Raw genomic sequence first — 15,066 nt, forward strand, 5'->3', positions numbered from 1 at the left:
TCTGTGCGCGGGGGCGATCATGATCCGAATTTTCAGCCATTATGTGTCGAAGATGGCCTTCATCCTGCTGTTGCTGGAAATGGTTATCCTGCTCGTCTCGGCCGCCCTGGTGTCGGCCATCTGGCTGGGCGACGCGCGCACGGCGGCGCGGGCGGAGGACTGGTATCTGTCGTCGCTGGCTTTCGCCCTCGTCATCGTCTTCAGCATGAGCACGCTGGGCATGTACCAGCACCGCTCGCGCGAGGACATCCGCAACACCCTGGTGCGCATCATGCCCTCGTTCGCGCTGGGTTTTGCCTTGCTCAGCCTGCTGTTCTACATGGTGCCGACCATCCATTTCGCGCGCGGCGGCCTGCTCGCCTTCCTGCTCGGCGCCGTGGGCGTGCTGCTCACCCGCCTGCTGCTGTTCACCTCGGCCGGCTCGGCCATGCTGGAGTCGCGCCTGATCCTGGTCGGCGCCGGGCCGCTGGCGCGCGAGTGCATCGCGCTGGCCGCCAGCAAGGTCGGCTACCACCAGTTCACCGTCGTCGGCTGCGTCGACGTGCCCGGCGAGGAATGCTGCGTGACGTCGGCGCTGCTGCTGCCGGGCGCGCCCTCGCTGCTGGCGATCGCGCGCCGCTACGGCGCCAGCGAGATCGTGGTGTCCGTCAACGACAGGCGCAACGGCGCTTTCCCGGCCCGCCAGCTGCTCGAATGCGCGCTGGGCGGCGTGCGCGTCATCGACGCGGCCACCTTTTTCGAGCGCGAGGCTTGCCAGATCCGCATCGACTCGCTGCAGCCGAGCTATCTGACCTACGGCGGCGGCTTCGACCAGAGTTTTGTGCGCGCCACGTCGAAGCGCATCTTCGACCTGGCCGCCAGCGCCGCCATCTGCGTCGCCGCGCTGCCGGTGATGCTGGCGGCGGCGCTGTGGATACGCTGCGAGGACGGCGGCCCCGTCTTCTACCAGCAGGAGCGGGTCGGCAAGGACGGCAAGATCTTCAAGGTGCTGAAGTTCCGCAGCATGCGCAAGGACGCCGAGGGCGACGGCAAGCCGATCTGGGCCGCCGCCGACGACCCGCGCGTGACGCGCGTCGGCCAGCTGATACGCAAGCTGCGCATCGACGAGCTGCCGCAGATGCTCAATGTGTTCCGCGGCGAAATGAGCTTCGTCGGCCCGCGCCCGGAGCGGGCCTATTTCGTCGAGCAGTTGAAGGCGCAGGTGCCGTATTACGATGTGCGCCACAGCATCAAGCCGGGCGTGACGGGGCTGGCCCAGGTGCGCTACCAGTACGGCGCCTCGGTCGACGACGCGGTGCGCAAACTGCAATACGATTTGTATTATGTGAAAAATAACAGCCTGTTCCTCGATCTGCTGATTCTGCTCGACACGGTGCAGGTGGTCTTGTTCGGCCAGGGCAGCCGGTGACGCCGCCGGCGCTGTCGTCCGGCGATATCGCCGCGCTGAGCTACGGTTTGGCCTCGCTGGCGTTTTTCGGGCTGTCGCTGCTGTTGCTGGGCAATTGGCGGGCGCGCCGCCATGCCCGCGCGCTGGCCGTCGCCTGCCTGCTGACGGCCGTGTGGGCGACGGCCGCGGCGGCGCTGCCCGTGTGGCCGGGGCCGCTGTCGATGCCGGCCAATGTCCTGGAAATTCTGCGCTCCGGGGCGTGGCTGGTGTTCGTGCTGTTGCTGCTGCAGCCGGCCGGGCTGCGCCTGAACGCCTATTTCTTCGCCATCGGCGGCATCGCCGGCGCCGAGCTGCTGGCCGGCGCGCTGGCCGGGCGGGCGCAATGGGCGGTGGCGGCGACGCTGACGCTGATCGTCAGCCGCCTGTTGCTGGCGGTGCTGGGCATGCTGCTCGTCGAGCAATGGTATCGCAACACGCCGGCGCCGCAGCGCTGGGGCGTCAAATTCGCCTGCCTGGGCATCGGCGGCCTGTTCGCCTACGACTTTTACCTGTACAGCGACGGCTTGCTGTTCCGCGCCATCAACGACGATATCTGGGCCGCGCGCGGCATCGTCAACGCCCTGACGGCGCCCCTGCTGGCCTTGTCGGCGGCGCGTAATCCGGCCTGGGAGCTGGGGCTGGCGATGTCGCGCCAGATGATGTTCCGCTCGGCCGCGCTGCTGGGCTCGGCCGTCTACCTGCTGGCGATGGCGTCCAGCGCCTATTACCTGCGCTACTTCGGCGGCGCCTGGGGGCCGGTGATGCAGGTCGCCTACCTGGGCGGCGCCGTGCTGCTGCTGGCCAGCGTACTGTTTTCCGGCGCGCTGCGCTCGAAGTTAAAGGTCTTCATCAATAAGCATTTCTATCAGGCCAGCTTCGACTACCGCGAAGAGTGGTTGCGCTTCACCCGCGCGCTCTCCGAGGACGGCCCCGGCCTGGGCGAGCGCACCATCCAGGCCGTCGCGCAACTGGTCGAAAGCCCGGCCGGTGCGCTGTGGATACGCCGCGAGCGGACCCGCTGCGTGCCGGCCGCGAGCTGGAACATGGCGCCGCAAACGGCCGGCGAGCCGGCCGACAGCGCGTTTTGCCAGATGCTGGAACGGCGCCAGTGGGTGATCGACGTACCCGAGTGCCTGGCCCACCCGCTGCGCTACGGCCAGTTGCCGCTGCCGCAATGGACCTGCGCCATGCCGCAACTGTGGCTGGTGGTGCCGCTGATGCTGCACGGAAGCCTGTTCGGTTTCGTCGCGCTGGCCCAGCCGCGCACGCGCATCAACCTGAACTGGGAAGTGCGCGACCTGCTGAAGATCGCCGGCAGCCAGGCCGCCAGCTACCTGGCGCACCGCGAGTCGGCCGACTCGCTGCTGGTGGCGCGCCAGTTCGAGTCCTTCAACCGCATGTCGACCTTTATCGTCCACGACTTGAAGAACCTGGTGTCGCAGTTGTCCCTGTTGCTGAGCAACGCGGAAAAGCATAAGGCCAAGCCGGAGTTCCAGCAGGACATGCTGGACACGCTGGACCATTCGGTCAAGAAAATGACGGCGCTGCTGCAAAAACTCAGCCGCGGCGAGACGCAGGAGCTGGCCGCGCCGCTGCTCATCGAGCAGGTGCTGGCGCACGCCGTGTCGGCGCGGGCCGCGCTGGAGCCGGCGCCGGCGCTGGAAATCGCCCAGGGCGGCTTGACGGTGCTGGCCAACCGTGGGCGTTTGGAGCGGGTGCTCGGCCACCTGATCCAGAACGCCGTCGAAGCCACCGCCAAGGACGGCCGCGTGCTGGTGCGCCTGCTGCGCGAGCGCGACAGCGCGGTGGTCGAGTTGGGCGACACGGGCCTGGGCATGAGCGAGCAGTTCATCCGCGAGCGCCTGTTCAAGCCCTTCGAGTCGACCAAGGCGGCGGGCATGGGCATAGGCGTGTTTGAAAGCCGCGAATACATCCGCGAGGTGGGCGGCGAGCTGGAGGTCAGCAGCAAGCCGGCGGTGGGCACGACGTTCCGGGTGATCCTGCCGCTGCACGGGGACGGCGCCGCGGCGGCGCGGGGAAAATGAGGTGAGGCATGGGCAAGAAAAAAATGCTGGTGATCGAGGACGACACGGGCTTGCAAAAGCAGTTGCGCTGGAGCTTCGACGCCTACGAGGTGCTGGTGGCCGGCGAGCGCGAGGCGGCGCTGGCGCACATGCGCCGGCACCAGCCGGCCGTGGTGACGATGGACCTGGGCCTGCCGCCCGACCCGGACGGCGCCAGCGAGGGTCTGGCGACGCTGCAGCAGATATTGGCGCTGGCGCCGGACACCAAGGTCATCATCCTGTCGGGCAACCAGGAGCGCGCCAACGCGCTGAAGGCGATCGGCATGGGCGCCTACGACTTCCACCAGAAGCCCTTCGACGCCGACATGCTGGCCCTGGTGGTCGAACGCGCCTTCTACCTGCACGCCATGCAGCAGGAAAACCGGCGCATGCTGCAGACCCAGGCCGACTCGCCGCTGGCGGGCATCGTCAGCCGCGACCCCGGCATGCTCAAGCTGTGCCGCAGCGTCGAGAAGGTGGCGCCGTCGTCGGCCACCGTGATGCTGCTGGGCGACTCGGGCAGCGGCAAGGAGTTGATCGCGCGCGGCCTGCACGCGCTCGGCACGCGCCAGGACAAGCGCTTCGTCGCCATCAATTGCGCGGCGATTCCCGAGAGCCTGCTCGAAAGCGAGTTGTTCGGCTATGAAAAGGGGGCGTTTACGGGCGCCGCCAAGCAGACCCTGGGCAAGATCGAGCTGGCCCACGGCGGCACTTTTTTTCTCGACGAGATCGGCGACATGGCGTCGGGCTTGCAGGCCAAGCTGCTGCGCTTTCTGCAGGAGCGGGTGATAGAGCGCATCGGCGGACGCAGCGAAATCGCCGTCGACGTGCGCATCGTCTGCGCCACGCACCGCGACCTGAAGGCGCAGGCGGCGGCCGGCAGCTTCCGCGAGGACTTGTACTACCGGCTCAGCGAAATCGTGCTGACGATACCGCCGCTGCGCCAGCGCGTCGGCGACAGCGCCTTGCTGGCGCACCACTTCAAGAACAAGTTTTGCGCCAGCGAGGGGCGGCCGTCGCAGAACTTCAGCCCCGACGCGCTGGCGGCCATCGAAGCCTACGCCTGGCCCGGCAATGTGCGCGAGATGGAGAACTGCATCAAGCGCGCCGTCATCATGTCGGACGGGCCGCAGATCGGCGTCGAAGACCTGGGACTGCCTGAGTCGCCGGCGGCCGAGGGCTCCGTCAACCTGCGCCAGGCGCGCGACGCGGCGGAGTACCAGGTGATGGTGAGGGCGCTGGCGCGGGCCGACGGCAACATCGTCAAGGCGGCCGAGTTGCTGGGGGTGAGCCGGCCGACCCTGTACGACCTGATGAACCACCACGGTATCAAGTAGCAAGGGCCGGCGGCGCCGGCTCAGTCCGGCGCCGCGCCGCCGTCCCGCGCCGGCGGCTCGCGCCACTGTCCCGCCGCGAGCAGTTTGTTCTTCAGCCCGGGCAGCGGAAAACCCAGCGCATACGCCTTGTGCGCATGCGCGAGGGCTTGCGCATACTCCTTTTTCTTCGCATACATCAGGCCCAGGTTGTACTGGATGGTCGGCTGCTCCGGCGCCAGCTGCGCCGCCTCCCGCAACTGCTGCAAAGCGGCGTCGGCGTGTCCGCCGGCCAGCAAATAGGAGCCGTAGATCGACCTGACGGCGGCGTCGTCCTGCTTGAAGCGGATGGCCCGCTCGAAGTAGCAGGCAACGCTGTATTTGGCCCCGGCCGGCTGCGCGGTCTTGCCGCGCAAACCCAGCTTGGCCATCGCCGCCAGCGCCCGGTGGTGGTTGGGGAAGTGCTCCAGCGTGTAGCCGATATCCCCGCCCAGGCTGGCCGACATGCCGCGCACGAGGTTTTCGACGTCCTTGGAGAAGTGGAATTTCTCCACCACTTCCAGTCCTTGCCGGTCGTCGGCGTTGGTGTAGTCGCCGCCGGGGTTGTGGCGCACGTAGTCGTCGCAGTTCGCGCCGCTGGCCGCTGCGGCGGCCAGCAGCAGCGCCGCGGCCAGCGGGGTGGATGTTTTCATGTTTCCTCCTTGCGGCCGACGCGTTCCAGCAGGGCGGCCAGTTCGATGCTGCGCGCCTGGCGCGAGTGCAGGGCGACGGCGGCGGCGCTGGCCAGCGGCGCCCTGCCTTGCCGGGCCAGCGACAGGAAGCGCGTCAGGGCGTGCGCAATGTCGCTTGCCGAGTCGAGCTTGCCGATGGTGTCGATGCCGCAGCGGCGCAATGCCGCCGCGCTGTCGCCGGCGGGGTCGGTGAGCGCCAGCAGCGGCCGCCCGGCGCGCAGGTATTCATACAGCTTGGCCGGGATCTGCGCGTTGCAGTTGGCCGCCTGCAGCAGCAGCAGGCCGTCCGCCGCCTGCATCTCGGCCAGCGCCGCGCGGTAGGGCAGCGGCGGCGCCAGCTCGACCAGCTCGGCGACGCCGCCGGCGCCGGCCAGCGCGCGCAGGTGCGCGTCGTGGCCGCTGGCGCGCAGCACGAGCTGGAAATTGTCCGGGCCGAGCACGCCCTCGCCGCGCAGCCGCGCCAGCGCGGCGAACAGCGCGCTGGGGTCGCGTTCGGACGGGTAGACGGCGCCGCTGTGCAGCAGGCGGAAGCGGCCGCCATCGCGCGCGGCGGCCGGCGCGGCGGCGAAGTCGGCCTCGTCGTAGCCGTTTTCGATCAGGCTGAAGCGTTCCTGCCCGAGCAGCGGAAAGCGCGCCCGGTAGGCGCGCACGGCGCCCGGCGTGGTGCACACCATGCTGGCGCTGTGCGCCAGGATTTTCGCCTCGATCCAGCGGTGCAGGCGGCGGGTGCGCGGGTCGGCCGGATAGCCGTCGTCGCTCATCGGGTCGCGCTGGTCGGCGATCCACGGCAGGCCGCTGAGGCGGTGCAGCGTCAGGCCGATCAGGTGCGCGGTGGCGATGGGGTAGCTGGACCAGATGACGTCGGGGCGGTGGCGGCGGATCAGCGCCAGGCCGGCCGGCACGGCGCTGAGCCACCAGGAGATCCAGCGGTCGGGCAGGGCCAGCAGCGCCGGGTAGCGCCCGCGCAGCGCCAGGTGGCGCGCGCTGTCGAGCGCGAAGCTGCGGCGCAGCGTCACGTGGGCGGCGACGGCGTCGGCCGGCGCGCCGTCGCGGCGGTAGGCGCAGGCGCTGGCCGTCAGCACGATCGGTTGCCAGCCCGACTGCGGCAGATACTCGCTGAATTTGAGCGTGCGCTGGATGCCGCTGCCGCCGGTGTACGGCGGGAAGTGATAGGCGATCATCAACACGCGCTTCACCATGACGTGATCCAGTCGACGCTCAGTTGCGCCACCTGGTCGCGCCACAGGGCGCGCGAGAACGTGTGGTTGGCCTGCGCCAGGTGCACCTGGCGCAGCAGCGGGCCGGCGCTGATCTTGCGCCAGGCCGGGCTGCTGTTTTGCAGGTCGGCGAATTCGCAGGCCGTCAGGTCGTCGCCGCTGAGGATGATCAGCACGCGGCCCTTGAAGCGTGACAGCGCCTCGAACATGCGCTGCGGCGCCGACTTCGCCGGCTCGGCGTCGGGCGCGCGCGCGGCGCCGGCCAGGCGCAGCAGCGAGCGCAGCGCCTCGGCCAGGCGCAGGCCGCCGCCCGCCAGCTTGCGCCAGAAGGCCGGGTCGCGCAGCCGCGCCAGATAGTAGTGGCGCAGCGTCGCGCGCGCCAGTCCAGGCGTCGTGCGCACCCAGGGGTTGAGCAGGATCAGGCCGCAGATCCGGCTGTCGGCGCAGGCGTGCAGCGCGGCGGCGGTGGCGCCGTCGCACAGGCCCCACAGCACCAGTTCGCGCATCTGCGGCACGGCGGCGAAGAACTGGCGCAGCGCGCTGTCGATGTCCGCGCCGACGTCCTCGTAATTGCGCGCCGCGCCCTCGCTGTCGCCCATGCCGCGGTAGTCGAAGCGCAGCACAGGGATGCCGCGCTCGGCCAGCACGCGCGCCAGCAGCGTGAACTGGCGGTGGCTGCCGATGCGGTACTGCGGCCCGCCGGTGACGATCAGCACGCCGCGCGGGCGCGGCCGCTCCGGCAGGCTGAGGATGCCGAACAGCCAGCAGGACTGGCACTGGAAGCGCAGCGCGCGCTGCTCGACGATCATGCCAGCGCCGCCGTCGTGGTCGCCAGCAAGGGCTGGCATTCCAGCAGTTCGCTGCTGGCCCAGAAGGGCTGGCCGCGCACCGGCAGCAGCGTCAGCGCGGCGCCGCCGGCGCGCCAGCTGGCCGCCTGGCGCGCGGCGGCCGGGCCGACGTCGCCGTCGGGCGCGATCATTTCCAGCCACAGCAGCGGACAGCGCGGCAGCATGCCGCCGCCGTCCAGGCTGTCGATGGCGTTGGCCAGCTCGGGCGCGAGCAAATAGCCGCCCACCTCGACGCCGGCGCCGTTGGCCAGTTCCTGGCGCGCCGTCGGCGCGGCGTCGGCGCCGTCGGCCCCGGCGTCGGCCGCCAGCATGCGGCTGGCCAGGCGCATGCGCAGAAACTGGTCGATATGCGCCTTGCCCTTGAAGACGGGGTGCCACAGGATCAGGCGCTCCAGCGGCAGCGGCGCGCGGTTGGCCAGGTCGAGCGCCAGCAGCGCGCCGAGGCGCAAGCCCCAGATGCTGACGGGCGCGCCGACCCGCTCGGCCAGCCATTCGCAGGCCAGCACCAGGTCGCGCTTCCAGATGTGCCAGCGGGCGCTGGCGAATTCGCCGCTGCTGTCGCCGCAGCCGTACAGGTCGATCTGCAGCACGCTGTAGCCGAGCGCGGCAAGGGCGCGCGCCTGCAGCGCCGCCATGCGCCGGCTTTTGTTGAGCTCCTCGGCGAAGGGATGCACGTACAGGATGGCGCCGCGCGGCGCCGGCGCGTCCGCCGGGTGGAACAGGCAGTAGCGCTCGCCGGGGCTGGCCGGCAGAAAGAACGGCATGGCAGTCATTTGGCCAGCTTCGCGTGCACGAAGTCGCTCAGGCTGCCCAGCGTGGCGAAATGGCGGGCGTGGATTTCGTCGTCGTCGACGGCGATGCCGAAGTGGCTTTCCAGCGCCGCGATGACGCCGACGACGGCCATCGAGTCCAGCTCGGGCACGCTGCCCAGCAGCGGCGTTTCCGCGCACAGGTCTTGCTGGCCGATGCCCAGCGTGGTCGACAGGATGTGTTTTACGGCTTCGAGGTGGGGCATGGCGACTCCGGGACGGGGGGGAGAGGGAGGGTGCCGGTGTCGAAGCACAGGCGCGGAAACGCGCCGGCGTGGCGCGACAGGTGGAAGTAGGGCGCCAGCGTGGCCAGCATCCATTGCCAGCGGCCGCAGCGCAGGAAGGTGGCGCTGCCCAGCGCGACCGTGCCTATGCTGGCGTGGGCGGCCAGCGAGGCCGGGTTGAAGGCGGAGATGCGGCTGCACGACCAGCGCACGGCGCGCGCCCGCAGCAGCGCGTTGGCCTCGTCCCACAGGCGCGGAAAGACCAGGCCGAGGCGCTCCTGCGGACGCACCCAGACGTCGAAGTCCCAGCAGGAGTGCGGCGAGGCCAGCAGATAGCGGGCGCGCACCTCGTCTTCCTGGCAGGCGCCGAACAGCAGCCACAGGAAGCCGACCAGTTCGCCGTGGCGGACGGCCGCCAGGCTGCAGGCGTGCTGGGCGTAGCGGGCGCGCAACACGGCGGCCGGACGCGGATAGCCGGACGGCAGCTCGTGCAGGCTGCGGCACAGGCGCACGGCGATGCGCGCGCCGCGGCCGCCGCACAGCGGCGCGGCGCCGACGGCCTGGGCGAGAAACTGGTATTTATAGAGCGCCCAGCGGCCGCCGGAGAGGCGCCGCAGCACGCGGTCGCAGGCGTACAGGGCGGCGTTCAGGCTGCCCAGTTGTGCCACGCTCTGGATGAGACGGTTCGCCATGACAGGGAAAGGAAACGGGGCGCGCAGGCCGATGCAGTCCATTTAACACCGCCCCGGCGGCGCGCGGCTTGAGTCCGCTCAAGGCCGGCGGCGGCGCGGCCGTGCCCGCCGCGCCTTCTTGCTTTATTGACAAAAATCAATGAGGGCGGCGCCGTTTGTCCCAATCATAGCGATAGTGAGGCGGGCGTGACGGCGCGCCTATCGTTGATCGACAACGAGGGAGACATGGCGCATCTGATACAGGAGTTCATTTTCCAGTCCGCGCAGCGCACGCCGCTGGCCCCGGCCTTGCGTTACCAGGGCGTGCCGCTCAGTTACGCGGCGCTGGCGCAGGCGGTGCGGGCCGCCGCCGGCGCCATGCTGGCACTGGGACTGGGGCGCGGCGAGCGCGTCGCCGTGTATCTGGAAAAGCGCGAGGAGGCCGTGGTGGCCATGTTCGGCGCGGCCGCCGCCGGCGCCGTCTTCGTGCCCGTCAATCCGCTGCTCAAGCCCGAGCAACTGGCCTACATCCTGAACGACTGCAATGCCCGCCTGCTGGTGACCTCGCGCGAGCGTCTGCGGCTGCTGCTCGACGTGCTGCCCGCCTGCGCCGACCTGCACACGGTGCTGGTCGTCGGCGCCGAGGCGGCGGCTCCGCCGTTGGTGAGCTGCCTGCGCTTCGTCGCCTGGTCCGAATGCCTGGCCCACGCCCCGCCCGGCGCGCCGCACCGCGCCATCGACTGCGACATGGCGGCCATCCTGTACACCTCGGGCAGCACCGGCATGCCGAAGGGCGTGGTGCTGTCGCACCGCAACCTGGTGGCGGGCGCGGACAGCGTCGCGAGCTACCTGGGCAACACGGCCCAGGACCGCATCCTGTGCGTGTTGCCGCTGAGCTTCGATTACGGCCTGAGCCAGCTGACGACGGCGTTTTCCCGCGGCGCCTGCGCCGTGCTGATGAACTACCTGCTGCTGCGCGACATCGTCGAGACGGTCGAGCAGGAAGGCATCACGGCGCTGGCCGCCGTGCCGCCGCTGTGGATACAGTTGTCGCAGCTGAGCTGGCCGGCGCTGCCCGGCCTGCGCTATATCACCAATTCCGGCGGGGCGATGCAGCGCGGCACGCTCGACAAGCTGCGCGCGGCGCTGCCGCACACGCGCATCTACCTGATGTACGGCTTGACGGAGGCGTTCCGCTCGACCTATCTGGCGCCCGAGCAGCTCGATGCGCGCCCGGACTCGATCGGCAAGGCGATCCCGAACGCCGAGGTGATGGTGCTGCGCCCGGACGGCAGCGCGTGCGGCAGCGGCGAGCCGGGCGAGCTGGTGCACCGCGGCGCGCTGGTGGCGATGGGCTACTGGAACGACCGGGAGCGAACGGCCGAGCGCTTCCGCCCCCTGCCGCCGCGCCAGGACGGCCTGGCGCTCGGGGAACTGGCCGTGTGGTCGGGCGACACGGTGCGCAGCGACGCCGAGGGCTTCCTGTATTTCGTCGGCCGCAACGACGAGATGATCAAGACCTCCGGCTACCGCGTCAGCCCGACCGAGATCGAGGCGGTGGTGTACGCCACCGGCCTGGTCGGCGAGGCGGCGGCGATCGGCGTCAGCCATCCGGTGCTGGGCCAGGCGATCGCGCTGCTGGCCACGGCCGCGCCCGGCGTCGCGCTGGAGCGCCAGGCGCTGATGGCGGCCTGCAAGGCGAAGCTGCCGGCGTATATGGCGCCGGCCTGGATCGAGGTGCGCGCCGGCGCGCTGCCGCGCAACCCGAACGGCAAGATCGACCGCAAGCTGCTGGCCGCCGAGCTGGCCGATCTGTTTTGCGGCGGCGCCCGATGACGGCGCCGCTGCATGCGCCGCAGCGCCAGTTCGCCGTCCACGACGATTGCCTGCAGATCGGCGCGCTGGCCTTGCCCCGGCTGGCGCAGCGGGTCGGGCGCACGCCGTTCTACGCCTACGAGCGCGGCCACATCCACCAGCGCGTCGCGGCGCTGCGCCAGGCGCTGCCGGCCGGCGTGCAGCTGCATTACGCGATGAAGGCGAATCCGATGCCGGCGCTGGTGCACATGATGGCGGCGCTGGTCGACGGCATCGACGTGGCCTCCGGCGGCGAGCTGAAGACGGCGCTGGACACGACGCTGCCGCCGGCCCGCATCAGCTTCGCCGGCCCCGGCAAGACGGATGCCGAGCTGGCCTGCGCGGTGGCCGCCGGCGTGCTGCTCAACGTCGAGTCCGAGCGCGAGATGGAGCGCATCGCCATCGTCGGCGAGCGGCAGGGCTTGACGCCGCGCGTGGCCGTGCGCGTCAATCCCGATTTCGAGCTCAAGCACTCCGGCATGAAAATGGGCGGCGGCGCGGGCCAGTTCGGCGTCGACGCGCAACTGGTGCCGGCGCTGCTGCGCCGGCTCGGCCAGCTGGGCCTCGATTTCCTCGGCTTCCACATCTTCTGCGGCTCGCAAAACCTGGCGGCGGCCGCCATCGCCGAGGCCCAGGCGCGCAGCGTGCAACTGGCGCTGGCGCTGGCGGCGCAGGCGCCGGCGCCGCTGCGGCTGCTGAACATCGGCGGCGGCTTCGGCGTGCCGTATTTCCCCGGCGAGCGGCCCCTCGACCTGGGCGCGCTGGGCGAATCGCTGGCGCTGCAGATGGCGCTGCTGCGCGCGGCCTCGCCGGCGACGCGGCTGGTGCTGGAGCTGGGCCGCTACCTGGTGGCCGAGGCCGGCGTCTACGTCTGCCGGGTGCTCGAACGCAAGGTGTCGCGCGGGCGCGTCTTCCTCATCACCGACGGCGGCCTGCACCACCACCTGGCCGCGTCCGGCAATTTTGGCCAGGTCATCCGCAAGAATTACCCGGTGGCGATCGGCAACCGCCTCGCCGGCGGCCCGCGCGAGACGGTGTCCGTGGTCGGGCCGCTGTGCACGCCGCTGGACTTGCTGGCCGACCAGATGGAAATGGCCAAGGCTGACGCCGGCGACCTGGTCGTCGTGTTCCAGTCCGGCGCCTACGGCCTGAGCGCCAGCCCGGCCGCCTTCCTCGGCCATCCGGCCGCGCTGGAGGTGCTCGTATGAGCGGCTTGTGCGGCTGGCTGGCCGCGCACGAGGCCCCCGACGCGACGCGGGCCAACGCGCGCCTCATCGCGCGCATGGCGGCGCCGCTGTCGCGCTATGACGCCAGCGCGCTGACGGCCGTGGTCGGCAACGGCAGCGCCGCCGCCGTCGCGGCCGGCGCCGGCGCCAGCCATTTGTACCATAAGGACGGCTTGCTGATCGCGCTGTGGGGCCGGCCGCAACTGGCCGGCGCGCCGGGCGCCGATCCGGCGCTGGCGGCGCGCATGGCGCAATTGTGGCGCAACTACGGCGCCACGGCCTGCGCCTCGCTGGCCGGGCCGTTCGCGCTGTGCATCCTCGACGAATTCGCCAACGAGGCCCTGCTGGCGGTCGACCGCGGCGGCGTCCACGCGCTGCATTACCAGTGTACGCCGCAGCAGGGCCTGCTGTTCGCCTCGTCGGCCGAGGCGCTGGCGGCCCATCCGGGCGCCGCGCGCGCGCTCGACCCCCAGGCCCTCTACAACTATCTGTATTTCCATATGGTGCCGGGGCCGGGCGCCGTCTACGCCGGCCAGCGGCGCCTGCTGCCGGGCGAATACCTGCATTACCGCGCCGGCAAACTGAGCCGGGCCGCCTATTGGACGATGGCGTACCAGGAGTGCGAGACGCTGCCGTTCAAGACGCTCAAGGCGGAGTTTCTCGGCACGCTCAGGCGCGCCGTCGAGCGCAGCGTGGAAGGCGCCGGCGCCGGCACGGGCACCTTCCTCAGCGGCGGCACCGACAGCTCGACGCTGGCCGCCGTGCTGGGGCAGGTGAGCGGCCGGCCGGCGCGCAGCTATTCGATCGGTTTCGACGCGCCCGGCTACGATGAAATGGCGTATGCGCGCCTGGCCGCCCGTCATTTCGGCACCGTCCACCACGAACGCTATGTGACGGCCGACGACATCGTCGACGCCGTGCCGCGCATCGCCGCCGTCTTCGACCAGCCTTTCGGCAACGCCTCGGCCGTGGCCGCCTACTGCTGCGCGCAAATGGCCCGCGCCGACGGCGTCACGCGGCTGCTGGGCGGCGACGGCGGCGACGAACTGTTCGGCGGTAACGAGCGCTACGCCCGCCAAGCCTTGTTCGCCCGCTACGACAGGGTGCCCTCGCTGCTGCGCCAGGTCATCGTCGAACCGCTGCTGTTCAAGGTCGCCGTCGGCCAGCGCCATAAGCTGCTGTGCAAGGCGCGCAGCTACATCGAGCAGGCGTCGCTGCCGCTGCCGGCGCGCATGGAGAGCTACAACCTGCTGCAGCGCTACGGCCACCGCAGCGTGCTCGAAGACGATTTCCTGCGCGACGTCGACCCCGACGCGCCTCTCGCCAGCCTGAACGAGGCGTACTGGCTGACCCAGGGCCACAGCCAGATCAACCAGATGCTGGCGATGGACATGAAGTTCACGCTGGCCGACAACGACTTGCCGAAAGTGGCGGGGGCGTGCGAACTGGCCGGCGTCGAGGCCGCCTTTCCCTTCCTCGACGACGCGATGGTGGCGTTCTCGGCCAGGCTGGCGCCGCGGCAAAAGCTCAAGGGCACGCGCCTGCGCTATTTTTTCAAGCAGGCGCTGCGCGACACGCTGCCGCCGGCCATCCTGCGCAAGGAAAAGCACGGCTTCGGTTTGCCCTTCGGCTTGTGGGTGCAGCAGCACCAGGGCTTGCGCCAACTGGCCTTCGACAGCCTGAGCGACTTGAAGGGCCGCGGCATCGTGCGCGCCGGCTTTATCGACACCTTGCAAAGCCGCCATCTGGCCGAACACCCGGCCTACCACGGCACGATGGTATGGGTGTTGATGATGCTGGAACAGTGGTTGCGGCAGCACCATGACGGCGCGGCCGACTTTGTCAGGGGGCGCGATGAGCGAGAAAGCGCCGGCGGATGAGCCGGTCTGGGACAGCGGCAGCCACGGGGATTTCTACGCCTATTATGAAAAGGAGAGCAATAGCGAGGCGGCGCGGCAGCGCTTCGGCGCCATCCAGGCGACTTTGCTGCGCTTGCTGGGACGGCCGCACCGGCCGCTGGCGGTCGCCGATATCGGTTGCGGCGCCGGCACGCAATGCCGCATGTGGGCCGAGCACGGCCACCGCGTCTACGGCGTCGACATCAACGCGGCGCTGATCGCGCTGGCGCGCAAGCGGGCGCTGCAGGCCGGCCTGGAGATCAGTTTCGAGGTCGCCTCGGCCACCGCCTTGCCGTGGCCGGACCAGTCGATGGACCTGTGCATCGCGCCCGAGCTGCTTGAACATGTGGCCGACTGGCAGGGGGTGCTGGCCGAGCTGGTGCGCGTGCTGAAACCGGGCGGCGCGCTGTTTTTGAGCACCAGCAACCGCCTGTGTCCGCGCCAGGAGGAGTTCACGCTGCCGCTGTATGCCTGGTATCCGGGCGCGCTCAAGCGCCGCGTCGTCGCGCTGGCGCGCAGCACGCGGCCCGAGCTGGCCGGTTATGCCGTCTATCCGGCCGTGAATTGGTTCACCTACTATGGCTTGCGCGACCACCTGGCGGCGCGCGGCGTCGCCTGCATGGACCGTTTCGACATGATGGACGTGTCCGGACGCGGCGCGCTGGCGCGTATCGCCCTATGGCTGATCCGCGCGCTGCCGCCGCTGCGTTTCCTCGGCCACGTCGCCACTTCCTACACGGTGCTGCTCGGCGTTAAAGGCCAGCTGAGGGCGCCGGCCTAGTCCCG

The 15,066-nt window shown here is 70.4% G+C and carries 13 protein-coding genes; 7 read left to right on the plus strand and 6 right to left on the minus strand.

What is annotated here, in order from left to right; translation table 11 throughout:
- The first annotated feature begins 19 nt into the window (after positions 1-19).
- Genes OIK44_RS04455 through prsR form a run of 3 tightly spaced genes read left to right on the plus strand, consistent with a single transcriptional unit; the run spans position 20 to position 4,826 of the window.
- On the plus strand, positions 20-1,408 hold the full coding sequence (locus tag OIK44_RS04455; RefSeq protein WP_273669481.1) for a TIGR03013 family XrtA/PEP-CTERM system glycosyltransferase: 1,389 nt from the start codon (positions 20-22) through the stop codon (positions 1,406-1,408).
- The gene (gene prsK, locus OIK44_RS04460; RefSeq protein WP_273669483.1) at positions 1,405-3,471 is read left to right on the plus strand and encodes an XrtA/PEP-CTERM system histidine kinase PrsK; all 2,067 of its coding nucleotides are present in this window, start codon (positions 1,405-1,407) and stop codon (positions 3,469-3,471) included. The genes OIK44_RS04455 and prsK overlap by 4 nt, the downstream gene beginning before the upstream one ends.
- An 8-nt stretch (positions 3,472-3,479) precedes the next feature.
- Complete coding sequence (prsR, locus tag OIK44_RS04465) at positions 3,480-4,826, plus strand: PEP-CTERM-box response regulator transcription factor (protein WP_273669485.1); 1,347 nt, start codon at positions 3,480-3,482, stop codon at positions 4,824-4,826.
- Positions 4,827-4,846: 20 nt separating this feature from the next.
- Here the strand turns inward: prsR and OIK44_RS04470 are convergent, their stop codons facing one another.
- The 6 genes from OIK44_RS04470 to OIK44_RS04495 are packed head-to-tail and all read right to left on the minus strand — an operon-like array spanning position 4,847 to position 9,365.
- Positions 4,847-5,494 carry a tetratricopeptide repeat protein gene (locus OIK44_RS04470; RefSeq protein ID WP_273669487.1) on the minus strand — a complete coding sequence of 216 codons (648 nt, stop codon included), beginning with the start codon at positions 5,492-5,494 and terminating at the stop codon, positions 4,847-4,849.
- A complete protein-coding gene (locus OIK44_RS04475) occupies positions 5,491-6,732 on the minus strand; it encodes a glycosyltransferase (protein ID WP_273669488.1) in 1,242 nt (413 codons plus the stop codon). The genes OIK44_RS04470 and OIK44_RS04475 overlap by 4 nt, the downstream gene beginning before the upstream one ends.
- On the minus strand, positions 6,726-7,598 hold the full coding sequence (locus tag OIK44_RS04480; RefSeq protein WP_273669490.1) for a hydrolase 1, exosortase A system-associated: 873 nt from the start codon (positions 7,596-7,598) through the stop codon (positions 6,726-6,728). The genes OIK44_RS04475 and OIK44_RS04480 overlap by 7 nt, the downstream gene beginning before the upstream one ends.
- Entirely contained in the window at positions 7,556-8,362 is an 807-nt protein-coding gene (locus OIK44_RS04485) for a hydrolase 2, exosortase A system-associated (RefSeq protein ID WP_273669491.1), read from the minus strand. Before OIK44_RS04485 ends, OIK44_RS04480 begins: the two co-directional genes overlap by 43 nt.
- 5 nt (positions 8,363-8,367) lie before the next feature.
- Positions 8,368-8,613: an acyl carrier protein gene (locus OIK44_RS04490; RefSeq protein ID WP_273669492.1), complete on the minus strand. Its 246-nt coding sequence runs from the start codon at positions 8,611-8,613 to the stop codon at positions 8,368-8,370.
- Positions 8,592-9,365, minus strand: a complete 774-nt coding sequence (locus OIK44_RS04495) for a hypothetical protein (protein WP_273669494.1) — start codon at positions 9,363-9,365, stop codon at positions 8,592-8,594. Before OIK44_RS04495 ends, OIK44_RS04490 begins: the two co-directional genes overlap by 22 nt.
- 183 nt (positions 9,366-9,548) lie before the next feature.
- On the opposite strand from OIK44_RS04495, the gene OIK44_RS04500 reads away from it, so the two are divergent.
- The 4 genes from OIK44_RS04500 to OIK44_RS04515 are packed head-to-tail and all read left to right on the plus strand — an operon-like array spanning position 9,549 to position 15,061.
- Positions 9,549-11,138: an acyl-CoA ligase (AMP-forming), exosortase A system-associated gene (locus tag OIK44_RS04500; protein WP_273669496.1), complete on the plus strand. Its 1,590-nt coding sequence runs from the start codon at positions 9,549-9,551 to the stop codon at positions 11,136-11,138.
- On the plus strand, positions 11,135-12,364 hold the full coding sequence (locus tag OIK44_RS04505) for a pyridoxal-dependent decarboxylase, exosortase A system-associated (RefSeq protein WP_273669499.1): 1,230 nt from the start codon (positions 11,135-11,137) through the stop codon (positions 12,362-12,364). The genes OIK44_RS04500 and OIK44_RS04505 overlap by 4 nt, the downstream gene beginning before the upstream one ends.
- A complete protein-coding gene (locus OIK44_RS04510) occupies positions 12,361-14,262 on the plus strand; it encodes an asparagine synthetase B family protein (protein WP_273669501.1) in 1,902 nt (633 codons plus the stop codon). Before OIK44_RS04505 ends, OIK44_RS04510 begins: the two co-directional genes overlap by 4 nt.
- Complete coding sequence (locus OIK44_RS04515) at positions 14,237-15,061, plus strand: class I SAM-dependent methyltransferase (RefSeq protein ID WP_273669503.1); 825 nt, start codon at positions 14,237-14,239, stop codon at positions 15,059-15,061. The genes OIK44_RS04510 and OIK44_RS04515 overlap by 26 nt, the downstream gene beginning before the upstream one ends.
- The last annotated feature ends 5 nt before the right edge of the window (positions 15,062-15,066 follow it).

This window comes from Janthinobacterium fluminis (assembly GCF_028595325.1).
In the GTDB taxonomy this organism is placed as follows: Bacteria; Pseudomonadota; Gammaproteobacteria; order Burkholderiales; family Burkholderiaceae_D; genus Janthinobacterium; species Janthinobacterium fluminis.